18 protein-coding genes are annotated in these 22,657 nt (G+C 58.6%); 8 read left to right on the forward strand and 10 right to left on the reverse strand.

The window, feature by feature from the left end; genetic code table 11:
* The first annotated feature begins 32 nt into the window (after positions 1-32).
* Together nadS and BWI76_RS13600 are read left to right on the forward strand one after the other, a co-directional pair.
* On the forward strand, positions 33-329 hold the full coding sequence (gene nadS, locus BWI76_RS13595; protein ID WP_004138143.1) for a NadS family protein: 297 nt from the start codon (positions 33-35) through the stop codon (positions 327-329).
* Positions 330-408: 79 nt separating this feature from the next.
* Positions 409-855: a hypothetical protein gene (locus BWI76_RS13600; protein WP_004138142.1), complete on the forward strand. Its 447-nt coding sequence runs from the start codon at positions 409-411 to the stop codon at positions 853-855.
* Positions 856-895: 40 nt separating this feature from the next.
* Here BWI76_RS13600 and BWI76_RS13605 read toward each other — a convergent pair whose 3' ends face one another.
* Genes BWI76_RS13605 through BWI76_RS13615 form a run of 3 tightly spaced genes read right to left on the reverse strand, consistent with a single transcriptional unit; the run spans position 896 to position 5,524 of the window.
* Positions 896-2,500, reverse strand: a complete 1,605-nt coding sequence (locus BWI76_RS13605; RefSeq protein WP_064371744.1) for a carbohydrate porin — start codon at positions 2,498-2,500, stop codon at positions 896-898.
* Positions 2,501-2,543: 43 nt separating this feature from the next.
* Complete coding sequence (locus BWI76_RS13610; RefSeq protein ID WP_064371745.1) at positions 2,544-3,926, reverse strand: glycoside-pentoside-hexuronide (GPH):cation symporter; 1,383 nt, start codon at positions 3,924-3,926, stop codon at positions 2,544-2,546.
* A 26-nt stretch (positions 3,927-3,952) separates the two neighbouring features.
* Positions 3,953-5,524, reverse strand: a complete 1,572-nt coding sequence (locus BWI76_RS13615; RefSeq protein ID WP_064371746.1) for a family 78 glycoside hydrolase catalytic domain — start codon at positions 5,522-5,524, stop codon at positions 3,953-3,955.
* A gap of 203 nt (positions 5,525-5,727) precedes the next feature.
* Here BWI76_RS13615 and BWI76_RS13620 point away from each other — a divergent pair, with 203 nt between their 5' ends.
* A complete protein-coding gene (locus tag BWI76_RS13620; RefSeq protein ID WP_004138139.1) occupies positions 5,728-6,549 on the forward strand; it encodes a helix-turn-helix domain-containing protein in 822 nt (273 codons plus the stop codon).
* Between the two features lie 145 nt (positions 6,550-6,694).
* Here the strand turns inward: BWI76_RS13620 and BWI76_RS13625 are convergent, their stop codons facing one another.
* Complete coding sequence (locus BWI76_RS13625; RefSeq protein ID WP_064371747.1) at positions 6,695-7,276, reverse strand: flavin reductase family protein; 582 nt, start codon at positions 7,274-7,276, stop codon at positions 6,695-6,697.
* Between the two features lie 211 nt (positions 7,277-7,487).
* Here BWI76_RS13625 and BWI76_RS13630 point away from each other — a divergent pair, with 211 nt between their 5' ends.
* The 4 genes from BWI76_RS13630 (at position 7,488) to nhoA (ending at position 12,013) form a co-directional block, all read left to right on the forward strand.
* Positions 7,488-8,192 (forward strand): ABC transporter ATP-binding protein, encoded by a 705-nt coding sequence (locus tag BWI76_RS13630; RefSeq protein WP_172616324.1) that lies wholly within the window; start codon positions 7,488-7,490, stop codon positions 8,190-8,192.
* A complete protein-coding gene (locus BWI76_RS13635) occupies positions 8,189-9,157 on the forward strand; it encodes an ABC transporter substrate-binding protein (RefSeq protein WP_004138132.1) in 969 nt (322 codons plus the stop codon). The genes BWI76_RS13630 and BWI76_RS13635 overlap by 4 nt, the downstream gene beginning before the upstream one ends.
* A gap of 278 nt (positions 9,158-9,435) precedes the next feature.
* Positions 9,436-11,091: an ABC transporter permease gene (locus BWI76_RS13640; protein ID WP_004138131.1), complete on the forward strand. Its 1,656-nt coding sequence runs from the start codon at positions 9,436-9,438 to the stop codon at positions 11,089-11,091.
* A gap of 76 nt (positions 11,092-11,167) precedes the next feature.
* Complete coding sequence (gene nhoA, locus BWI76_RS13645) at positions 11,168-12,013, forward strand: N-hydroxyarylamine O-acetyltransferase (protein WP_004138130.1); 846 nt, start codon at positions 11,168-11,170, stop codon at positions 12,011-12,013.
* A 129-nt stretch (positions 12,014-12,142) separates the two neighbouring features.
* Here nhoA and narI read toward each other — a convergent pair whose 3' ends face one another.
* The 6 genes from narI to BWI76_RS13675 all read right to left on the reverse strand — a co-directional run bounded on the left by narI (position 12,143) and on the right by BWI76_RS13675 (position 21,047).
* On the reverse strand, positions 12,143-12,823 hold the full coding sequence (gene narI / locus BWI76_RS13650) for a respiratory nitrate reductase subunit gamma (RefSeq protein WP_004138129.1): 681 nt from the start codon (positions 12,821-12,823) through the stop codon (positions 12,143-12,145).
* Complete coding sequence (narW, locus tag BWI76_RS13655; RefSeq protein ID WP_004138128.1) at positions 12,820-13,515, reverse strand: nitrate reductase molybdenum cofactor assembly chaperone; 696 nt, start codon at positions 13,513-13,515, stop codon at positions 12,820-12,822. The genes narI and narW overlap by 4 nt, the downstream gene beginning before the upstream one ends.
* Positions 13,515-15,059, reverse strand: a complete 1,545-nt coding sequence (narH, locus tag BWI76_RS13660) for a nitrate reductase subunit beta (RefSeq protein WP_004138127.1) — start codon at positions 15,057-15,059, stop codon at positions 13,515-13,517. Before narH ends, narW begins: the two co-directional genes overlap by 1 nt.
* Entirely contained in the window at positions 15,056-18,796 is a 3,741-nt protein-coding gene (locus BWI76_RS13665) for a nitrate reductase subunit alpha (protein WP_064371748.1), read from the reverse strand. The genes narH and BWI76_RS13665 overlap by 4 nt, the downstream gene beginning before the upstream one ends.
* 97 nt (positions 18,797-18,893) lie before the next feature.
* The gene (locus BWI76_RS13670) at positions 18,894-20,282 is read right to left on the reverse strand and encodes a NarK family nitrate/nitrite MFS transporter (protein WP_004138117.1); all 1,389 of its coding nucleotides are present in this window, start codon (positions 20,280-20,282) and stop codon (positions 18,894-18,896) included.
* 189 nt (positions 20,283-20,471) lie between these two features.
* The gene (locus BWI76_RS13675; RefSeq protein WP_049085249.1) at positions 20,472-21,047 is read right to left on the reverse strand and encodes a TetR family transcriptional regulator; all 576 of its coding nucleotides are present in this window, start codon (positions 21,045-21,047) and stop codon (positions 20,472-20,474) included.
* A 119-nt stretch (positions 21,048-21,166) separates the two neighbouring features.
* On the opposite strand from BWI76_RS13675, the gene BWI76_RS13680 reads away from it, so the two are divergent.
* Positions 21,167-22,657: an MFS transporter gene (locus tag BWI76_RS13680; RefSeq protein WP_064371750.1), complete on the forward strand. Its 1,491-nt coding sequence runs from the start codon at positions 21,167-21,169 to the stop codon at positions 22,655-22,657.

Here is a 22,657-nt window from a genome sequence, read left to right on the forward strand (position 1 = left end):
TCGATAGCGCCAGAGAGCCAACTGAGGTGTATATGAAAGACGAATTGTTTGCCGATCTGCTGGCTAGTGCAGAAGAGATGGTCAGGATTGAGAAGGGTGAACAAACGCCGAAGGTGCACCACGTTCATACCTTCAGCGAAGTTGATGTGAAAGCGATACGCGAAGCCACAGGTTTAAAACAGCAGGACTTCGCCGCCGCCGTTGGCGTTAGCTATGAGCTAGTTAAAAGCTGGGAAACGAAACGACGTCATCCAACCGGTGCATCCAGAAAGCTGCTTTTATTGCTTCAGGGCAATCCATTGATTATCAATTTGTTGAAGGTTATTTGAATCGTTACGCTTCGCAACGAAAATGGCAGGATCTGCACCCTTTCGTAACCGAGGACATTTAAAAAGGAGAGTATTACGTATGGAAACCAATGATTCTATTTTGAAAGAAATCGAGAAATACAACACTCATATTGATAGGTTTAGAGCGCGAGCAAACATTCATGGTATCTGGTTGTTTATTGCTACCCTTGGATGCTGGGGGGTAACTGAGCCCAGTATTCGGATATTGGCATTCGTTATGCTTTTCTTTATTTTTTTGTTTCTTCTACACGGTAGCTTTCCAGGTGAAAAGCGAACGTTTAAAAAGATTCACGATGATATAAAAAATAAAATACTTAATAATTTAACACCAGAACAACAGCAAGAAAGGTTTGACGATCTTCTCATCGTTGAGAAAAAACGAAAGTCACTTGTTGGAATTATAAAAACAACCTTTATCTTTTTAGCCTGTTATGGTTTTTATTTTATTAGTTTATTTTACTTCATACAGAACTGGCATAGCGATAAAGTTACAGCGTGTATTTAAATAAACCCGTCCAGGCGTTTGCCCCGGACGGGCAACTTTATTAAAACCAAATCTCCGTCTGTACCCCGAAGTTCCAGTTCCCCCCGGCGGTAAAGCCTTTACTGCCGAAATCATCGTTAATTGCGTAGCGATCCAGATTCTTGTCCCAGTTCATCCAGGTCACAAAGAAACGTATCTCCGGTCGCGCTTTAATATCCAATACATCGCCCACTTTGAACGTCGGGGCGAAGGTCAGCTTGTAAAAATCGCCGCTCACCGCCTGGTATTGATGCACGCCGCTGTCGTAGCGATAGGTTCGTCCATGGGGATTGAGGTCCATATATTGCCAGGACGCCTCGTACAGCAGGGCGAAGTTGCGGGTGATCCCCTGCGAAACCCGCAGGTTGAAGGTCGCCCAATCGTAGCGGTCGCCGTCGCGATAGCGATCTTCGCTATGCTGGGCGATAACCGATGGCGCAAGCTGCCAGTTTTTGCCCAGCGGCAAAATACCGTAGGACGCAAAGCGCAGAGATTTGGCGTTTTCAGTAAGATCGCCATCGCTGCCGGGCTGCCGCGCCTCGGCGCCCAGTCCGCCGCCGTACTGCAGGGCGCTCTCCGATACGCCTGGCGCCAGGCCGTAGAACCGCTGTTTATCGTGATACGCCAGCATCGCATAGTAGCCGTTCTTCGCCGTATTATCGCTGCGCAGGGCGTAGCTGCCGGTCGTCGACGTATTATCCTTCAGCGAATCGTTACCCTGCGCGGTCATTGCCGTGGTCATTAGCTGCCAGTTGTTCCAGAAGTGGTTGGCGGTGAACATCAGGTTCTGGATATCGTTATCTTCATAGTTATCGCTACCCAGATCGCCAAAGCTGCGCGCATAAACCGAGTAGTCGCCGCGCAGCGCGCTGTTCCAGTTGACGTCATTGATCCCGCCGCCGGTACCGCCGAGGAACATAATATCGCTATCGGTAAAATGGATATCGAAGTTATCGCGGTCGAAACGCTTGCCCGCCCAGATGGAGGCGTTCCTGAACGGCCCGGAAAAATCGGCGAAATTGCCCATCTCGACGTACAGCTGGCGCACGTTCAGGTGATGGCTATCGTTATCCTGCACCCACGGATCCGGGTTGGTCGCGCCGTCGGCCAGCATGGTTTTAAAGTGCGCCCACGACCCGTCGCTGAAGGTCATTTTCTTGCCGAAGCTCAGCTCGACGTAGTTATCTTTCTCGTTACCGAGACGGCCAACGTGGGCGTCACCGTTGAGCGAACTGGCCGGCGAGATCCCCGGACCGCCGCGCTCGCCTTTGCCGTGGCTGTTGACCAGCATTCCGGAGCGGGCGTAGGCGTTAAATTCAAAGCCATCGCTCAGGCGGGTTTTCGCCAGCTGTTTGTCGGCAGCCTGCTGCTTTTGCTCCGTGGCATCGGTGCGCTGGCTTAACGTCTGCACCTGTTTTTCCGCCGCCGCCGCGCGCTGTTCTGCCGCGCTGGTGCGCAGCTCCGCCTGCTGCGCCTGACGCTTGGCCTCTCCGGCCTCCTGCTCCGCATGGTTAAGCCGGGCCTCCAGCTGCGCCAGACGTTGTTCAACGCTGAGCGGGGCCGCACTCGCGCCGTAAGCTGAAAAAAGGGCGCAGCAAACCGCTGCGCTAATCAAAGAGATACGCATATTAATCCTTATTTTTTCAGAGGTATGAAGGGTATGCAGCGCCTTACAGGGCGTGGTTTTCTCCGGCGACTGATGACGCATCCGACGGCGCGCGGCGTCCGGCATCAAGGTCGGCGCGGATCTGCTCGTACTGGTCGTCGAGGCGGTAGAAACGGCCTATCCACAGCATCGAGGCGACAATCAACAGCGCCGGGATATAGAGGTAGCAGGCTTTAATCGCCAGCATCGCGCTGTCGCTTTGCGTCTGGTTGGCGATATAGCCGCCGGAAGAGAGCAGAACGCCGGTAATGGCGCCGGCGCCGGCCATGGCCACTTTGCCGAGAAAACCGTTTATCGAGGTTAGAATTCCGGCGGTATTGATGCCGGTTTTCCACACCCCGTAATCCACCGGGTCGGCCTGCATGGAGAAGTAAATCGCCGTGCGTTGTCCGGCGCCGAGCGATAGCACCACCGCGCCGGCGATCAGCCCCCAGCTGTTAACGCCTGCCGCCATCATCATGCCCATGCCGACCAGGTTGATCGCGCTGGCCACCAGGTAGACGTGGCGTTTTTTCATGCGGCTGGCGAGCAGCGGTACGGTGAGAGTACCCAGCAGCGGCACGAAGGTGGAGATCCCGGCGACGATCGCCGTGAGATCGTTATTGCCGACGTAGTAGTGGAAGAAGTAGACCAGCGCCCCGGTCTGGAAGAAGAACGCGCCCCACATCAGGAAAATATTAATGGCGAAGACGAACCATGGCCGGTTGGCGCGCAGGCTGACCCAGGCGCGTTTTAAAGTCATGCGCTCCTGGGTAATGCTGATATTTTCTTTAACATTACGAAAGCTCACCAGCAGGAAAAAGGTGGCAATAACGCCGAAAACTACCGCCGTATAGAAGAAACCGTGCTGCTGATTGCCTTTCCCCAGCGCGCTAACCAGCGGCAGAGTGGCGACCGCGACAATGGTTGCGCCGAGCGAGCCGAGCAGGATACGCACCGCCGACAGCGTGGTGCGTTCGCGCGAGTCGTTCGTCAGAAACGGCAGCATGGCGCAGAACGGAATGTTGACGAGGGTATAGAGAAACGACAGGCACAGGTAGGTGATAAAAGCGTAGATCAGCTTACCGGTGGTGCCGAAATCCGGCACGTAGAAGGCCAGAATACACAGCAGTCCGAAGGGAAGCGCGCCGATCAGCAGGTATGGACGACAGCGTCCCCAGCGGGTGGCGGTGTTGTCGATAACCAACCCCATCAGCACATCGGCAACGCCGTCCACCAGACGCGTAACGAGGAACATCAGGCCAACGTAATAGGCGGGCAGCCCCATCACGTCGGTGTAAAAGAACATCAGATAAAGAGAGATCATCTGCCACACAAGGTTGCAGGAGAGGTCGGCGATGCCATAGCCAAGGCGCTGCCGCCATAGGGTAAAGGTTGTTTCTGCCATAAAAATAAACTCGCTTATCGTTGTTGTTAAAGTCCGTACTGGCGAATAAACCAGGCCGGGGTGCAGCTCCACGCATGGCAGTAACTGTTGATCAGTTTGCTGCCATAAGGGGAAAAGTCAGGATGCGCCGGGTCGAAGATTTCCCAGAAAGTATCGGCGCCGTAGTCGACCATGGCGCCCCAGTAGGCCTTGATCTGCGCAATCGCTTCATCCCGCAGCCCGCACTGCAACAGGGCGGCGATATAGTGGTGACGCAGGTACGGCGTGTTCATGGCGATGGCGGGGGGATTTTTCTCCAGGTTGCGCATGATCTCCCGTCTCTGCTGCGGCGTGCCGACTTCCGCCAGCACCAGCCAGATTTGCGATGCCCATGAGACCTGGCGCAGCGGGCCGCTAATGTAGAAGCCTTGCCGCTCGTCCCAGAACGAATCAAGCGCCGCCGCTTTAAGCTGCTGTAAACGGGTGCGATAGCGGGCGGCTAATTCAGGCTCAAAGCGTTCCGCCAGCCAGACCGCGCGCTGCAGGCAGTAAATCAGCACGCCCTGCGCCGCCGCCTGTTTATTCAGCGACGCTTGCCAGTCGATAAACACCCACCAGTCGTCGCTATCGCGCACAATACCGGAGGGGCCGCAGCGGCTTAGCGCCAGCTCTACCTGACGGCGCGCCGTGGGCCACAGCTCGCGGGCCGTTTCAACGTCCTCGGCGCTTTGCCAATGGTTATAAAGAACGTCGACAAAAAACAATGAATAATCAAACAGAAAGGTATCGTCCGCAACGACATCCGGCTGGACGAACACGTTGGCCGACACCATCCCATCCTCGCGAGTATGCCCGGCGAAAAGGTACAGACAGCGGCGCACCAGATCGTGGCGGGCGAAGGTGACATCGTTCACCAGCGCCTGCAGGCGTAAATCGCCGAGCCACAGGCGGCGGTCGCGTTTGGGCCCATCTTCAAACACCTCCTGCATGCAGTTTTGTAGGGTCAGAACGGCGATGCTATCGATGGTCTGGAGCTGCGGGTCGGAGGTGGTCGCCGCCGGGCATGCGCCGCTGGCTGAGGTAACGGCATTAACCTGGATCTGGTCAAACTGCAGACGAAATTTGCGCGAAACGGCTTTGACCTCCACCTTCAGGTAGCGGAAACAGTAGCGACGCGGGAGATCAACTTCGGCGGGCAGGACATCAAGCCACAGATCCTGCTGCTGCAGCCAGCTGCTGCTGAGCCAGCCCTGATAATCGCTGAACGGTTCGCACACTTCGCTCAGCGTTTCGCCGAAGGTGAACTGCAGATGGGCCGGAGCGTCCGGCGGGCTCCCGGCGCTCCGGCAGAGAAAATGCAGGTAACCAACGTAGTGGCTGCCAAAATCAATAATGACGCTATCGCCGCTGGTCAGCTCGCGCTGGTAAAACGCGGCCAGGGTGCTCACCGGCTCGGCGCGCCAGCCAAAGAGCGCCGCGGCGTCGGCGCGGGCTTCCACCACCGCGCTCGGCAGATGCGCCTGACGGCGCAGCGCGGGCCGGAGCGCCTCGGCGATGCGTAAAAAATGCGGGTGGCGAGTCATCGTGACCTGAGAATTATGCTGAATTGCCTGTGACATACTGCGTCCTCTGTGTTTAATTGTCCGCAGCATAAGACGCCGCCGCCCGCGGCAACCACTCTGGCAATGCCAATGCATTTGACAAAATGGCACTGATAATGGGGTGGGCGGGTTGGCGATCACAATTCCACAAATCTGACTCGTGGCCGCCGGTGAAATGCATTATCTTGCCCGTGCACCGTATGTCGTTTTGGACTTAATCGATGATGTTAACCGTTGAGTATTATTTCACCCATCCGCAGGATAAGTTGGGGATGTACGCCAGTGACCCGGAAGATAATAGCCATGAACACAGTCACGAATTTGCTGAACTGGTGATCGTTGAGCAAGGACACGGTTTACACGTTATTAATGGCCGGCCATTATATATTCAACAGGGGGACGTTTTTTACGTTCAGCCGGGCGATGTACATTATTATGATGAGCTGGGAACGCTGAAGTTAATTAACGTATTGATTAACCCACTGGTTGAGTTCCATTATTTACAGCAGCTCGATACGTTATTGCAGACCTTCTCCGCGCGGAAGGCCGCCTGTTACGGCTGGCTGGCACCGGACACCCGCCATACCTGCAAGGAGCTGGTTGACAAAATCTTTTCACGCGAGTTGCGGCAGGCAGGAAATATCGCCCTGAGAGAAGCCGCGTTTTTCCAGCTGGTGACGACGATTCTGCATGCGGAAACCGAAGCCGAATACAGTAATACCAAATATAAGCTGCATAAGCTGCTGACCTGGCTACAGGAGCACTGTTTTGAAGAACATAACTGGCAGCAGCTGGCGGATAAATTTCATCTGACTACGCGGACCGCTTTTCGTCATATTAAAGAGGCGACGGGACTGACCCCGGATAATTATTTAAAGCGGCTGAGATTAGTTTCGGCGCGCGTAAAATTACGCGAAACCGATATGACGATCACCGAAGTGGCTTATTTATGCGGTTTTGCCAACAGCAATCACTTTACCACCTTATATAAAAAGGTCTTTGGCCTGACCCCCAGCGAAGACCGGCGTCGTTTGCAGCGGTAGTTCTCTCCCCGGAGGCGATGCTGCGCATCTGTCCGGGCTACGCGCCCTCAGCGGTCTGCGAACCTGTCGCCCGGGCAAGGCGCTCTGCGCCGCCCCCGGGATGAAGCGAGCAGGCCGCTAACCGCGCCTGCGTCAATGAGGGAGCCTACTCTTCCGGGGTATTGGCGCGGACGTGGCGACCGCTGGCGACAAAGTTGCCGGTGCCGAGATGATGCAGGGTATTAATTTTATCGTCGTCGAACTGCCAGCGGCCGGTGACGAAGGCGCGCTCATCGGCGGCGGCGGAAACCACTTCGCCAAACAGCGTATCGTACTGCTCCTGAGCCGCCGTTGCCGGCAGCAGTCGGCACTCCATCCACGCCAGACACTTTTCTTCAATCAGCGGCAATCCCAGCTCCGGGCCTTGCACCACCGGAATACCATAAGCGTTAAATTTATCCTCATCGCGCCCGCTGATGCTGCCGACCGCGTAGGTCCAGCTGGCGGCTTCGACGCCGGGGACGACGATGCCGAAGGTGCCGTTGCGCTCGATAATTTCCCGTGTCCAGGCGCTTTTATCCACCACGATGGCCAGCCGCGGCGGGGCGAACTCCACCGGCATCGACCACGCGGCGGCCATAATGTTGCGGCGTTGAGACGGGGCGTCATAGCTGGTTATCAGAATGGTCGGGCCATGGTTGAGCAGGCGACTGGCGTACTGGAGTTCCACGTGGCGAAAACGGCTCATATGCGTTCCTTGGTAAATGGGTCTGATGCCAGACAACACGTTAATCCGCAATGAAAATGTAATCAATACGTCATCGAGGCTCCCTATAGTCGGCGTCACTAAGTCCCAAAGAGGATAACAAGATGTTAGCTCCCCTGAATTTATCTCAGGTGAGCGCGCGCCGGCGGATGTTGACCGCGGGCAGAGCCTCGCTTTCCCATCGGGGAGGGCGATAATGCGCGCGCTGACCAGCATTAAACTCGACGGCGTTTCTTTCGCCTTCGGCGCCCACACCGTGCTTAATCAGATCGATCTGCATATCGATGCGGGCAGCACTGTTGCGCTGCTGGGGCCTTCGGGCTGCGGTAAAAGCACGCTGCTGCGCCTGCTCGCCGGATTAACCGTACCCGCCAGCGGCAGCATTCACTTTGGCGATCGCCTGGTGGCGAAAGCCGGCTGGGGGATGCCGCCGGAGCAGCGCAATCTCGGCATGGTCTTCCAGGATTACGCCCTGTGGCCGCATATGACGGCGGCGCAGAACGTGGCTTTTCCGCTGCGCATGCGCGGCGTCGGGCGTCAGCAACGTCAGCATAGGGTCGAGGAGGCGCTGGCGCTGGTCGGCCTCAGCGGCTTCGCCGACCGCAAACCGTCAGGGCTTTCCGGCGGCCAACAGCAGCGCATCGCGCTGGCCCGCGCCATCGTCGCCGAACCGCGCGTGCTGCTGTTCGACGAGCCGCTCTCCAATCTCGACAGCGAGCTGCGCGAGTCGCTGTGCATCGAAATGAGCCGCCTGCTGCGCCAGCTGGGCATCACCGCCGTCTACGTCACCCACGACCGTCGCGAAGCCGAACTGCTGGCCGACAAGATTGTGCATTTATCCGCGGGCTGCGTTGCCGCCGTCCGCGCCGTTTCTTCATCCTCAGGGGAACCCGCATGAAAGCCGTTATGACCGTTAAGAAAGGAGCCGTGCTCGCGATGATGTTGTCCGCCACAATGATTTCCAGCGCCCACGCGCTCACCGTTTATACCGCCGGTCCGGGCTCGCTGGCGAAAAGCCTCGCCAGCGGGTATGAGCAGAAAACCGGCGTTAAGGTGAATATTTTCCAGGCCACCACCGGCAAGGTGATGGCGCGTCTTGAGGCCGAACAGGCTAACCCGCAGGCGGATGTGCTGATCTCCGCTTCGTGGGATACGGCGGAGGATCTCCATCATCGCGGCTGGCTGCTGCCGTACCAGAGCGCCAACGCCGATAAGGTTCCGGCCAACCTGAAATCCGCCGATTACGTTGCCCAGGGTATTTCGGCGCTGGGGATTGTGTGGAACAGCAAAAGCGGCACCCCGGAGCCGAAAGAGTGGCGCGACCTGACCGAAGCGGCGTTCAAAAACAAAGTGACGACGCCGGACCCGGCGCTTTCCGGCGCATCGCTGGATTTGCTGATCGGGTTACAGAATGGCATGGGCGATAAAGCATGGGCGCTGTTTGACGATTTAAAAAACAACGGCATGGTGGTTAGCGGGCCGAACGCCCAGGCGGTGACGCCGGTGATGCAGGGGGCGAAAGCGGCGGTGTTCGGCGCGGTCGATTATGTGTCATACGGCAATATCGATCAGGGCGAATCGCTGAAGGTGATTTTCCCGGCCAGCGGCACGGTGATTGCTCCGCGGCCGATGATGATCCTCAAAACCAGCCAGCATGCTGACGATGCAAAAGCCTTCGTGGATTATGTGCTGTCGCCGGAAGGCCAGGCCCGGGTCGCCGATGCCTGGCTGATGCCCGCCCGCAGCGATGTTCCGGCGAAGCGCCCGCTGCTCAACGAGCTAAAAATTCTGCCAACCGTCAGCGATGGCAAGAGCGACCGCAGCGCGGTGCTTTCCCGCTTTAATACGCTTTTCGCCCAGTAAACCGATTTTGCCCGGGGCTGCGAAAATTTGCCCCGGCACATTCCCCGGAGGCGGCGCTGGCGCGCCTGTCCGGGCTACCGGACCGCAGATGGCAGTGACCCCGTAGCCCGGTCAGCGTAGCGCCACCGGGGAGAGGCAACGCCAGGGCATCAGCCCCGGCACATTCCCCGGAGGCGGCGCTGGCGCGCCTGCCGGGCTAGCGGACCGCAGAGGGCAGTGACCCCGTAGCCCGGCTAAGCGCAGCGCGAGCCGGGTAAGATCGTATCCAGGAAAATACCGTGAAACAGAAACTGATTTCCGCTGGCACGCTGGCGGTGCTGCTGGTGCTGGTGGGGTTGCCGCTGCTCTTTATTATTCTGCAGGCGATTTTCCCCCGGTTTAGCGCCGGATCGCTGGAAGGCGCGTTTAGCGGCGTGGCGGCGCTGATTGCCGACCCGCAGCTGCCAATGATGCTCGGCGGTACCCTGTGGGTGGCCTGCGGCGTGGCGCTGATGAGCGTGCTGATCGGCCTGCCGCTGGGCGTGTTGCGCGGGTTGTTTAATGTGCCGTTGCCGCGGCTGTGGGATGTGTTGTTTCTGATCCCGTTTCTTACGCCGCCCTATATCGCTGCGCTGGCGTGGACGCTGTTGCTGCAAAGCAACGGCTATCTGCAACAGCTAACCGGCTGGGATCTCAACGATCTGCTGTTTAGCCGCAGCGGGATCGTGCTGGTGATGACGCTCAATATTTTCCCGGTGGTCTATTTTGCCGTTTCGCGCAGCCTGCTGGCGAGCGGTCAGCGGCTGGCGATCGTCGCTCGGGTGCACGGGGCCAGAGCCTGGCGGGCGTTCTGGCACATCACGCTGCCGATGCTTTCACCGGCGCTGGCGGCGGGGATGCTACTGGCGTTTACCCTGGCGATTGAAGAGTACGGCGTTCCGGCGGCCCTCGGGCCGCGCGCGGGTCTGCTGATGCTCACCGTGGGAATTGAGAAAAAGCTCGCCGACTGGCCTATCGATCTCCCCGGCGCGTCGCTGCTGTCGCTGCTGCTGATGGCGGTGGCGCTGCTGGCCTGGTGGCTGCAAAAACGGCTGACAGGCGATAAAGAGGTCACCAGCGTCACCGGCAAACCGGGAGAGAATAGCGGGGCGGAGTTGGGCTGGCTGGCGCTTCCTGCGGCGTTGTTAATGGCGAGCGTCGGGGGCGTGGCCGTGATGCTGCCGGGAGCATCGATGGTGCTGACCAGCCTGATGAGTACCCTGTCGGGCGGTATTCATGGCGATAACTTTACCCTCCGCCATTTCACGGCGCTGTTTGCCCAGCAGGGCGACGCGCTGTCGGCGCTGGGCACCAGCCTTTCGCTGGCGCTGGCTTCGGCGCTGATTGTCGGCGTCATTGGCCTGCTGGCGGCATGGCTGGTGCTGGTGCAGAAAATGAAGGGCAGCGCGATCGTCGATGCGCTGTCGTTGATGCCGGCGGCTTTGCCGGGCGTGGTGGTCGGCGTCGGGCTGATTCTGTTGTGGAACCAGCCGTTCTGGCCGGTGTCGCCTTACAACACCGGGTTTATGCTGCTGCTGTCCTACTGCTGTCTGCTGCTGCCGTGGCCGGTGCGCTACGTTGGCAGCGCGCTGCGCCAGCTTGGTCATAACCTTGAGCCCGCCGCGCGGGTGCACGGCGCCACGCCCCTGCAGGCGCTGCGCCTGATCGTCCTGCCGCTGGTCTTTCCGGCGCTGCTGGCGGCGATGCTGATGGTGTTTGCCATCGCCTCACGCGAGCTGGTGACCTCGCTGCTGCTGGCCCCCGCCGGGACGCAAACCGTGGCGGTGTTTATCTGGCGTCAGTTTGAGCAGGGATCCCCAGGACAAGGCATGGCGATGGCCTCGCTGACGTTGTTTACCGGTCTGGGGCTGATGCTCAGCGCGCTGGCGTTGATGCAGCGGGGCGCGCGCGAATAACGCCGATCGCACAAAATACGCCATCAGGCGACAAAAAAAGGCTATAAATGTCGGACACCGATTGCTGGAGGCATTGATGAGTCCCTTTTTAAGCGCCTATTTTTCTCGCCTGGGCTGGGTGGGCACCCCGGATGTATCTCTGAACACCCTGCGCGAACTGCATATCCATCATAATGGCGCCATCCCCTTTGAGAATCTCGATGTGCTGCTGCCCAGAGAGATTCATCTCGACGATCGTACCCTTGAGGATAAGCTGATTCATGGTCGCCGCGGCGGCTACTGCTTTGAGCAAAACGGCCTGCTCGAGAGGGCGCTGCGCGAGATCGGTTTTAACGTGCGCAGCCTTCTGGGCCGCGTGGTGCTGGCCAATCCGCCGCATATGCCGCCGCGAACCCACCGGCTGCTGCTGGTGGAAGTGGAGGGTGAACGCTGGATTGCCGACGTCGGCTTCGGCGGCCAGACCCTCACCGCGCCGATTAAGCTGCTGGCGGATATTGAACAAGCCACGCTGCACGGCGAGTATCGTCTGATTTACGAAGGGGATGAGTGGGCGCTGCAGTTTAGCCATCACGGCCACTGGCAGTCGATGTACCATTTTGATTTAGGTCGCCAGTACGCTGCTGACTATGTGATGGGCAACTTCTGGTCGGCGCACTGGCCGCAGTCGCACTTCCGCCACCATCTGCTGATGTGCCGCCATTTACCGGACGGCGGCAAGATGACGCTGACCAATTTCCACTTTACCCATTGGGATAAAAACCATGTGGTCGAAAAGCTGGATTTAGCGGATGTTCCGGCGCTGTATGAAGCGCTGAAAACGCGTTTTGGTCTCGGCGTCGATGATGCCAAATACGGCTTCAGCGAAGCGGAGCTGGCGGCGGTGATGGCGGCGTTTGATACCCATCCAGAGGCCGGAAAATAAACATCGTACAGAACCATTGGCTGTCAAACGTGGATGTTACCCGGCTTGCGCTACGCTTAGCTGGGCTACAGGCTCCTGTGGCCCGGGTTAGGCGTTGACGCCGTCACCCGGGATGATTGCCGATTTTGCTCAGCGTCTTGAACGCACCACCTGGTAGCGGCGGGTGAAATATTCAAACGGCGCGCTCCAGACGTGAACCAGGCGGGTGAACGGGAACAGCAGGAAAATCGTCATCCCCAGCACCAGATGCACGCGGAAGACAAAGGCGACGCCGCTGAGCATTTCAGACGAGCCGCCGCGGAAAGTCACGATGCCCTGCGCCCAGCCAACCAGCTTCATCATTTCACTGCCGTCAGGATACTGCGCCGAGAAAGGAATCGTGCTCAGCCCGAGCAGACACTGAATCAGCAGAATGCTCATGATGATAATGTCCGGCATCGTCGAGGTGGCGCGCACGCGCTGGTTGGTCAGACGGCGCCAGAGCAACCCCGCGCCGCCAATCAGCGTCAGAACGCCGCACACGCCGCCGAGCACCATCGCCATCTGCTGCTTGACCGCAATCGGCAAAAACCAGGCATACATCCAGTGCGGCGTTAGCATGCCGAACAGATGGCCAAAGAAAATGCCGAGTATGCCGATATGGAACAGATTCGACCAGATTACCATCCCGCGTTTATCCAGCATCTGGCTGGAGGAGGCGCGCCAGGTGTACTGACCGTAGTCGTAGCGCAGCCAGCTGCCGAGGAAAAAGACCGTCGCGCAGATGTAGGGGTAGATGTCGTAAAAAAAGACGTTCAGGTACTGTATCATTTCGGGCCTCCCGCGCTGACGTCGACGTACTGCGGCGCCACGTCCTGGCTAAAGCGTCGTTGATATTGCTGTAACGGTGAGCTGTCACAGGCCGTAGCGTTGTCTTCGATAAATTTCACCTGTTCTTCTTCCCAGACCGCATCCAGCGCCTGCCGGGTGTCATCCCGTGTTTCTTGCTTGACCTGCTTCGTGACACTGTCACTTGAAAGAGGGCTTCCGGCAAGGTTCAGCAGGGCGTCAAACAGCAGGTACCACGGCGTATCGCGCTGCTTGAGCCGCCCGCCCAGCAGGGCCAGAATCGGCGCGACGTTTTGCAGCCCTTCGCGGGCTTCGGCTTCCGGCAATATGCTGAGGTATTCCAGATACAGCGGCAGATGGTCGGGAAGTTCGCGGCAGTCGAGCACCAGGCCCGCTTTTTCATACTGGGCGAGCAGATCGACCATCGCCTGGCCGCGATCGCGAGACTCGGCGTGAACGTGTTCAAACAGCAGCAGCGACGTGGCGCGGCCCCGGTCGAACACTTCGCACCATTCGGCCTGCTTGTCCAGCAGCGGGGCATTCAGCATCGCCGCGGCGAAGTCGTCGAGCAGGGGGGCGTCGCGACGCACCATGCTCAGCACCTCCTCCTTGCACTGCCAAAGAAACTCATCCGGGTACTCCATCAGCAGGCCGATCGCTTTGAGGATTTGCATTATTCCCCCTCCGCTTTATCGCGTACTTCGGTGATGTTGATGGCATCGATACGGCTACTGTTGAACAGGTTGAATTTGCTGTCGGAGCCGTGGCAGCCGTCGCCAAAGGTAAAGCCGCAGCCGTTGCGCTCGGGGAAAGCGTCGCGCGCCATTTCACGGTGGCTGGTCGGGATCACGAAGCGGTCCTCGTAGTTGGCGATCGCCAGATAGCGGTACATCTCCTCGACCTGCTCAACGCTTAAGCCCACTTCCTCGATGGCGCGGGTATCGGTGACGCCTTCCACCGTTTGCGAGCGCATGTAATGACGCATCGCCATCATGCGCTTCAGCGCGCGCAGCACCGGGCCGGTATCGCCCGCGCTGAGCATATTGGCGAGATACTGCACCGGAATACGCAGGCTTTCGATGGCCGGAAGCACGCCGTCGCTTTTCGGCAGACCGCCGGCGTCGGCGTAGGACTGAATCGGCGACAGCGGCGGCACGTACCAGACCATTGGCAGGGTGCGATATTCCGGATGCAGCGGCAGGGCCAGCTTCCAGTCCATCGCCATTTTGTACACCGGCGAGCGCTGGGCGGCATCAATCACGTTTTGCGGAATCCCCTGTTTCAGCGCTTCTTCAATCACCGCCGGGTCGTGGGGGTCGAGGAACACCTCGCACTGCCGCTCGTAGAGATCGATTTCGCGCTCGGTGCTGGCGGCTTCTTCAATACGGTCGGCGTCGTACAACAGCACCCCGAGATAGCGAATACGTCCGACGCAGGTTTCCGAGCAGACGGTGGGCTGTCCGGACTCGATGCGCGGGTAGCAGAAGATGCACTTCTCCGATTTGCCGCTCTTCCAGTTGAAGTAGATTTTTTTGTACGGACAGCCGCTGATGCACAGACGCCAGCCGCGGCATTTATCCTGGTCGATCAGCACGATGCCGTCTTCTTCACGCTTGTAGATGGCGCCGCTCGGGCAGGTGGCGACGCAGCTCGGATTCAGGCAGTGCTCGCACAGGCGCGGCAGATACATCATGAAGGTGTTTTCAAACTGGCCGTACATCTCCTTCTGAATCTTATCGAAGTTACGGTCGCGGGCGCGCTTTTCAAATTCGCCGCCGAGCAGCTCTTCCCAGTTGGGCCCCCAAATGATTTTATCCATCCGTTTACCGTCGATAAGCGAGCGCGGGCGGGCGGTAGGCAGATGTTTGCCCTCCGGCGCGTTGTGCAGATGCTGGTAATCAAAGGTAAACGGCTCATAGTAGTCGTCAATCTGCGGTATCACCGGATTGGCGAAGATCTTGGTGATGACGCCCATTTTGCCGCCCAGACGCGGGCGTATTTTGCCATTAACGTCGCGCACCCAGCCGCCTTCCCATACCTCCTGGTCTTCCCAGTTTTTCGGATAACCGATGCCCGGTTTGGTTTCGACGTTGTTAAACCAGGCGTATTCCATCCCTTCGCGTCCGGTCCAGACGTTTTTACAGGTGACGGAACAGGTGTGGCAGCCGATGCATTTATCAAGATTGAGAACCATGCCGACCTGTGAGCGTATTTTCATTTTTTCGCCTCCTGTACCCCATCGCGACCTTCGTCATCCAGCCAGTCAATATTTTTCATTTTGCGGATCATGATGAACTCATCGCGGTTGGAGCCGACGGTGCCGTAATAGTTGAAACCGTAAGCCAACTGGGCGTAGCCGCCGATCATATGGGTTGGTTTCGGGCACACGCGGGTCACCGAGTTATGGATCCCGCCGCGCCGGCCGGTGACTTCCGAGCCCGGAATATTCATCAGGCGTTCCTGGGCGTGGTACATCATGGTCATGCCCGGCGGTACGCGCTGGCTGACCACCGCGCGGGCGGTGAGCGCGCCGTTGGCGTTGAAGGCCTCGATCCAGTCGTTATCTTCGATACCCAGCTCGCGGGCGTCGGTTTCGCTGATCCATACGATCGGCCCGCCGCGCGACAGGGTCAGCATCAGCAGGTTTTCGCTGTAGGTGGAGTGGATGCCCCATTTCTGGTGCGGCGTCAGGAAGTTGAGCGCTTTTTCCGGGAAGCCATTGGGCGGGATCGCTTTCATCTGGCTGACGCTGCGGGTGTCAATCGGCGGTCGATAAACCACCAGGCTTTCGCCAAAGGCGCGCATCCAGGGATGATCCTGATACAGCTGCTGGCGGCCGGAAAGGGTGCGCCAGGGGATCAGCTCGTGGACGTTGGTATAGCCGGCGTTGTAGGAAACATGCTCGCTCTCGAGGCCGGACCAGGTCGGGCTGGAGATGATTTTGCGCGGCTGGGCCTGAATATCGCGGAAGCGGATTTTTTCATCCTCTTTATTGCGCGCCAGGTGCGTGTGCTCGCGGCCGGTAAATTCGCCGAGGGCCTGCCAGGCTTTTACCGCCACCTGGCCGTTGGTTTCGGGGGCCAGGGCGAGGATCACTTCCGAGGCGTCGATGGCGCTGTCGATGCGCGGGCGGCCTTTCGCCGGGCCGTCCAGCTTGACGTAGTTCAGCTTGCCGAGGAAATCGACTTCGCTCTGGGTGTTCCACGTAATGCCTTTGCCGCCGTTGCCCAGCTTGTCGAGCAGCGGGCCAAGGGAGGTGAAGCGCTCGTAAGTCGCCGGGTAATCACGCTCAACCACGGCGATCGACGGCGCGGTTTTACCCGGCGTCAGCTCGCATTCGCCTTTCCGCCAGTCCAGCACCTCGAAGGGCTGCGACAGCTCCGCCGGGGAGTCGTGCTGCAGCGGCACCAGCACCACGTCGGTCTCTTTATCGAGGTGGCCGACGCAGACCTCGGAGAAGGTTTTGGCGATATCTTTGTAGATTTCCCAGTCGCTGCGTGATTCCCAGGCCGGATCTACCGCGGCCGACAGCGGGTGGATAAACGGATGCATATCCGAGGTGTTCATATCGTCTTTTTCATACCAGGTGGCGGTCGGCAGAACGATATCGGAGAACAGGCAGGTGCTGGACATGCGGAAATCGAGGGTCACCAGCAGGTCGAGCTTGCCTTCGATGGCCGCGGTCTGCCACTCCACCTCTTCGGGCTTCACGTTATCGCTGGCGCCCAGCTCATCGCCCTGAATACCGCTGTCGGTACCCAGTAGATATTTGAGCATATACTCGTGGCCCTTGCCGGAAGAGCCCAGCAGGTTAGAGCGCCAGATAAAAAGATTACGCGGATGGTTTTTGCCGTTATCCGGCTGTTCGCAGGCGAAGCGGATCTCGCCGGACTTCAGCGCCCGGGCGGTGTAGTCGGCAGGGGAAAGACCCGCAGCGGCGGCCTGTTCCTTGATAGTCAGCGGGTTGACGCCCAGCTGCGGCGCGGAGGGCAGCCAGCCCATGCGTTCGGCACGGACGTTAAAGTCGATAAGGCTGCCGCTGAATTGGCTGGCGTCGGCCAGCGGCGACAGCAGCTCCTGGGCAGTCAGCTTCTCATAGCGCCACTGGCTGGCGTGATTGTAGAAAAAAGAGGTGCTGTTCATCTGGCGCGGCGGGCGGTTCCAGTCAAGGGCGAACGCCAGCGGCAGCCAGCCGGTTTGCGGGCGCAGCTTCTCCTGACCGACATAGTGTGACCAGCCGCCGCCGCTCTGGCCGACGCAGCCGCAGAATACCAGCATGTTGATCATCCCCCGGTAGTTCATATCCATGTGGTACCAGTGGTTGACGCCGGCGCCGAGGATAATCATCGACCGCCCGTGGGTTTTGTGCGCGGTATCGGCAAATTCACGGGCGATCTGCTCGATGTGCTGGCGCGGGACGCCGGTTATCTGTTCGGCCCACGCCGGGGTATAAGCTTTCATCTCGCCGAAGTCCTGCGCGGCGTTGGGATCGTCTAAACCGCGATCGAGCCCGTAGTTGGCGAGGATCAGATCATAGACGCTGACCACCAGGCCGGTTTCGCCGTTGGCCAGCGGCAGCTGTTTAACCGGCAGCTGATGCAGGGTTACCGGCTCCTGCTTAACGCTACGAAAGTGCGGGTTTTCGTTGCCGCCGAAGTAGGGGAAACCCACCGTTACCACGTCATCACGGCTATCCAGCAGCGACAGCGAGAGTTCAATCGCTTGCCCGGCGGCCTGCTGTTCGAGGTTCCATTTGCCTTTCTCTCCCCAGCGGAAGCCAATTGAGCCGTTAGGGGCAACCAGATTGCCTGTGCTGCTGTAAGCGACGGTTTTCCACTCCGGGTTGTTGCTTTCGCCCAAATCGTCAACCAGATCGGCGGCGCGCAACATGCGGCCGGGAACGTAGAAACCCTCCTCGCGGCGTTCAAGCATCACCAGCATCGGCATATCGGTGTAGGTGCGGCAATAGTTGAGAAAATAATCGCTGGGGTTATCGAGGTGAAACGCCTTGAGGATCACCTGGCCCATCGCCATGGCCAGCGCGCTGTCGGTACCCTGTTTCGGCGCCAGCCACTGGTCGCTGAGCTTGGCGACTTCCGAAAAGTCCGGGGTAATCGCGATGGTTTTGGTGCCCTTGTAGCGCACTTCGGTAAAAAAGTGGGCGTCCGGCGTCCGGGTCTGCGGGACGTTGGAGCCCCAGGCGATGATATAGCTGGAGTTGTACCAGTCGGCGGATTCGGGAACGTCGGTCTGTTCGCCCCAGGTCATCGGCGAGGCGGGGGGAAGGTCGCAGTACCAGTCGTAGAAGCTCAGGCAGGTGCCGCCGAGCAGCGACAGATAGCGGGTACCGGCGGCGTAAGAGACCATCGACATCGCCGGGATCGGCGAAAAGCCCGCCACCCGGTCCGGGCCGTAGTTTTTGATGGTCCAGACGTTGGCGGCGGCGATCAGCTGGTTCAGCTCCTTCCAGCTTGAACGGATAAACCCGCCTTTGCCGCGAACCTGCTTGTAGCTAAGGGTTTTTACCGGGTCGCGCATGATGCTGTCCCACGCCTCTACCGGATCCGGATGCTGGGCCAGTGCTTCGCGCCACAGCGCAATCAGCCGCTTACGCGCCAGCGGATACTTCAGACGGTTGGCGCTATACAGGTACCAGGAGTAGCTTGCGCCGCGCGGGCAGCCGCGGGGCTCGTGGTTCGGCAGGTCAGGGCGGGTGCGGGGATAGTCGGTTTGCTGGGTTTCCCAGGTCACCAGCCCGTTTTTGACGTAAATTTTCCAGCTACAGGAGCCCGTACAGTTCACGCCGTGCGTTGAGCGGACGATTTTGTCGAACTGCCAGCGCTGACGGTAGCTGTCCTCCCAGTCGCGGTTGGTGTTGTACACCTGTCCGTGACCGTTGGCAAAGCTCTCGCCTTTCTGCTTAAAGTAGCGAAAGCGATCCAGTAGTTTACTCATGACATTTCTCCTGCTTCGATAATGTCCGGCCTGACAAGACCTTACGATCCCGTTTGCCGGATAAGGCGTCAGCCGCCATCCGCTAAAAAAGATGTCGTTATTTTTTTGCCGGTTTGCGCCGGCCGTAGACCAGCCAGGTCACCAGCACGCAGACTACGTAGAACACAAAGAAGACCTTCATCGCCCCGACCGGAGAGCCGGTCATCGCCAGCGAGGTACCGAAGGCTTTCGGGATAAAGAAGCCGCCAATCGCGCCGATGGCGGAGATAAAGCCGAGCGCCGCCGCGGTATCGGTCACCGCTTCGTGCTGGGCCTGCTCATCGCTGCCGCCGCGTTTCTTCACGCTGTCGATGGTGATTTGGCGGAAGATCACGGCGATCATCTGGAAGGTGGAACCGCTGCCGAGACCGGCGGTCAGAAACAGGCCCATAAACACGACGTAAAAGGCGAGAAAGCTGCCTGAGCCGGTGCCGGGTAGGGTAAGAAACAGCAGGCCGGTAAACAGCGCCATCAGCACAAAATTGACCAGCGTTACCCGCACGCCGCCGAGGCGGTCGGAGATTATGCCGCCAAACGATCGCGCCAGCGCGCCGATAAACGGCCCGAAGAAGGCCAGCTTAAGGATGTTAACGTCGGGAAACTGGGTTTTCGCCAGCATGGCAAAACCCGCGGAAAAACCAATAAACGAGCCGAAGGTGGCCAGATAGAGCAGGCTCAGCAGCCACATATGCGGGCGTTTTAGCACCGGGAGCTGATCGCGAATGGATGCCTTCGAGCTGGCGATATCGTTCATGCCTACCCATGCGGCGATGGTGGCTATCACCAGCAGCGGTACCCAGACGAGGGCGGCGTTGCTTAGCGCGAGGATTGAACCATCTTCCTGAGGCACGCCGTGTACGCCAAGAAAGGCGAAAATGGGCACAAAAATCGCCGCCGGGGCGATCATCTGCATCACGCTGACGCCGAGATTACCGAGGCCGCCGTTGATGCCCAGGGCGCTGCCCTGTTTCGCTTTAGGAAAGAAAAAACTGATATTTCCCATGCTGGACGCAAAGTTCGCCCCGGCAAAACCGCAGAGTAAAGCAATCGTAATAAATACCCAAAAAGGAGTAGCGGTGTTCTGTATAGCTATGCCCAGCCAGATGCAGGGCGCGACCAGAATAATCGTGCTTAATACCGTCCAGTAGCGCCCGCCAAATATAGGTACCATAAAGGAGTAGGGCACGCGTAATATTGCACCAGAGAGCGAAGGCAGGGCGGTTAATAAAAAGAGCTGATCGGTGGTAAAATTAAATCCAACCTTATTGAGATTGACGGCGACGGCGCTAAATAGCATCCAGACGCAAAAAGCGAGTAGCAGACAAGCTACGGAAATGCAAAGATTTCTGCGGGCTATTTTCTTTCCCTTATTCTCCCAAAACGCCGCGTTTTCTGGTTTCCACTCTTTTAAAAGATAATGATTCTTTTTCTCATTTTTGCTCTGCATATTGCCCTCGAATGAACAGTCGTCAGTCAAAAAGAATAAACTTGTAAAACAGCAAATTAATAAAAGGAATAAAACCAGGGGATGGGTGATGTATCTGTTGTAATGAATGAAGAATAGATAAGAAAAACGCGTCTAAAAGAGACGCGCGAATAATAGGTGGGGATTATTTGTTACAAAGTGTAACCCGAATTAAAATAATTCCAGCGAAATATAATGATTGATATGTTGGTTAAAGGCGGCATCATCAATTTCCTTCATTCCCAGGGCGTAAATACCATCCAGACCGCAGACGAGGGCAATCAGCCGCCAGGCGATACTTTCCGCGGGATCATTTGGCCTGAACTCACCCGCTTCGGTCCCGCGCCGGATTATTTTCAGCGTCTCTTCATGCCACATGCTCATCGTCAGCAGATACGCGCCTTTAATGTCAGCGTCGCTATCGGCCAGCAGCTGCGCTTCGCGCCATAAACGAATGTAGGGCTCAAGCCTGCCGTCATCGCTGCCCACCATGGAAAACAGGCGTTCGCGCCATGTGGCATCGTCGGCGACCAGCGGCATATCCATCATTTCGCGGATCAGGCGCACGAAGGTATGGGCCTTTAACTCGCCCGCGGAGGTGAAATGGTGGTGCAGCTGGCCGGCGGAAACGCCGGCTTCGGCGGCGATATTGCGAACGGTCATGGCGCTAAACCCGCCCTGAAGCGCCACGCGCATGGCCGCCTGTACAATAACTTCCCGACGCGCATCGCGATTTAAGTAGCTCATAACGTTTGTGACCCCGGTTTTTTTGCCGATAGTAACAAAAAGTTGGACACTCGTTCAACATTCCGGCAGGATCACTTTCCTGGACGGCTGTCCAATATTTAACTTTGAGGAAAGGTAGTATGTCTCGGCAATGGTTGACGCTGATGGCGATTTTGCTGGTTTATATTCCGGTGGCGATTGACGCCACCGTTCTCCACGTGGCCGCGCCCACGCTAAGCGTAGCGCTGGGCACCAGCGGCAACGAGCTACTGTGGATTATTGATATTTATTCGCTGGTCATGGCAGGCATGGTGCTGCCTATGGGCGCACTGGGCGATAAAATCGGCTTTAAACGGCTGCTCCTGCTTGGCAGCGGTATTTTTGGCTCGGCGTCGCTGGCGGCGGCGTTTTCCCCAACCGCGGAGACGCTGATTGCCTCCCGCGCGCTGCTGGCGGTGGGGGCGGCGATGATCGTCCCGGCGACCCTTGCCGGTATCCGCAGCACCTTTTCGCAAGCGCAACAGCGCAATATGGCGCTGGGTCTATGGGCGGCAGTCGGTTCCGGCGGCGCGGCGTTTGGCCCGCTGATTGGCGGCATGCTGCTGGAGCACTTTTACTGGGGGTCGGTATTCCGGATCAACGTGCCGATCGTGCTGTTGGTGATGGCGATTAACGCCAAAGTGGTGCCGCGCCAGCCCGCGCGGCGCGAGCAGCCGCTCAATTTCTTCCAGGCGCTGATCCTCATCGCCGCCATCCTGATGCTGGTGTTTAGCGCCAAGACGGCGCTCAAAGGGCAAATGGCGCTGTGGTTAACCGGGCTGGTGGCGGTATCGGGCGCCGCGATGCTGTTCTGGTTCGTGCGCAAACAGCTCTCGGCAACGCGGCCGATGGTCGATATGCGTCTGTTTACCCATCGCATTATTTTAAGCGGGGTGATGATGGCGATGACCGCGCTGATTACGCTGGTGGGGTTTGAGCTGCTGATGGCGCAGGAGCTGCAGTTTGTGCATAGCAAAACGCCTTTTGAAGCCGGGCTGTTTATGCTGCCGGTGATGGTGGCGAGCGGTTTCAGCGGACCGATCGCCGGCATGCTGGTGTCGCGTCTGGGGCTGCGCGAGGTCGCCACCGGCGGAATGCTGCTGAGCGCGTTGAGCTTCCTCGGCCTGTCGATGACCGATTTCAGCACGCAGCAGTGGCAGGCATGGGGGCTGATGACGCTGCTGGGCTTCAGCGTCGCCAGCGCGCTGCTGGCCTCCAGCTCGGCGATCATGGCCGCTGCGCCGAAGGAGAAAGCGGCAGCGGCGGGGGCCATCGAGACCATGGCCTATGAACTGGGCGCGGGCCTGGGCATCGCTCTGTTTGGCCTGATCCTGACCCGCAGCTACACCTCGTCAATCGTCCTGCCGCAGGGGATCGAGGGCGCGGCGGCGGAGCAGGCGTCCTCCTCCATCAGCGAGGCGATTAAGCTGGCGCAGTCGCTGCCCGCCATTCCGGCGCAAAGCCTGCTTGAGGCGGCGAAGGCGGCGTTTATTCACTCGCACAGTACCGTGCTGGCGACGGCTGGCGTCCTGCTTCTGCTGCTGGCGGCGGGGATCTGGCGAAGCCTGGCAAAAGCGCCTGAACTCAATTAA

Origin of the sequence: Klebsiella sp. M5al (assembly GCF_002090195.1) — a bacterium.
In the GTDB taxonomy this organism is placed as follows: domain Bacteria; phylum Pseudomonadota; class Gammaproteobacteria; order Enterobacterales; family Enterobacteriaceae; genus Klebsiella; species Klebsiella grimontii.

Coding starts and splice junctions, on each gene's coding strand:
- nadS (WP_004138143.1), top strand. CDS start 33: ATGAAAGACGAATTGTTTGCCGATCTGCTGGCTAGTGCAGAAGAGATG.
- BWI76_RS13600 (WP_004138142.1), top strand. CDS start 409: ATGGAAACCAATGATTCTATTTTGAAAGAAATCGAGAAATACAACACT.
- BWI76_RS13605 (WP_064371744.1), bottom strand. CDS start 2,500: ATGCGTATCTCTTTGATTAGCGCAGCGGTTTGCTGCGCCCTTTTTTCA.
- BWI76_RS13610 (WP_064371745.1), bottom strand. CDS start 3,926: ATGGCAGAAACAACCTTTACCCTATGGCGGCAGCGCCTTGGCTATGGC.
- BWI76_RS13615 (WP_064371746.1), bottom strand. CDS start 5,524: ATGTCACAGGCAATTCAGCATAATTCTCAGGTCACGATGACTCGCCAC.
- BWI76_RS13620 (WP_004138139.1), top strand. CDS start 5,728: ATGATGTTAACCGTTGAGTATTATTTCACCCATCCGCAGGATAAGTTG.
- BWI76_RS13625 (WP_064371747.1), bottom strand. CDS start 7,276: ATGAGCCGTTTTCGCCACGTGGAACTCCAGTACGCCAGTCGCCTGCTC.
- BWI76_RS13635 (WP_004138132.1), top strand. CDS start 8,189: ATGAAAGCCGTTATGACCGTTAAGAAAGGAGCCGTGCTCGCGATGATG.
- nhoA (WP_004138130.1), top strand. CDS start 11,168: ATGAGTCCCTTTTTAAGCGCCTATTTTTCTCGCCTGGGCTGGGTGGGC.
- narI (WP_004138129.1), bottom strand. CDS start 12,823: ATGATACAGTACCTGAACGTCTTTTTTTACGACATCTACCCCTACATC.
- narW (WP_004138128.1), bottom strand. CDS start 13,515: ATGCAAATCCTCAAAGCGATCGGCCTGCTGATGGAGTACCCGGATGAG.
- narH (WP_004138127.1), bottom strand. CDS start 15,059: ATGAAAATACGCTCACAGGTCGGCATGGTTCTCAATCTTGATAAATGC.
- BWI76_RS13665 (WP_064371748.1), bottom strand. CDS start 18,796: ATGAGTAAACTACTGGATCGCTTTCGCTACTTTAAGCAGAAAGGCGAG.
- BWI76_RS13670 (WP_004138117.1), bottom strand. CDS start 20,282: ATGCAGAGCAAAAATGAGAAAAAGAATCATTATCTTTTAAAAGAGTGG.
- BWI76_RS13675 (WP_049085249.1), bottom strand. CDS start 21,047: ATGAGCTACTTAAATCGCGATGCGCGTCGGGAAGTTATTGTACAGGCG.
- BWI76_RS13680 (WP_064371750.1), top strand. CDS start 21,167: ATGTCTCGGCAATGGTTGACGCTGATGGCGATTTTGCTGGTTTATATT.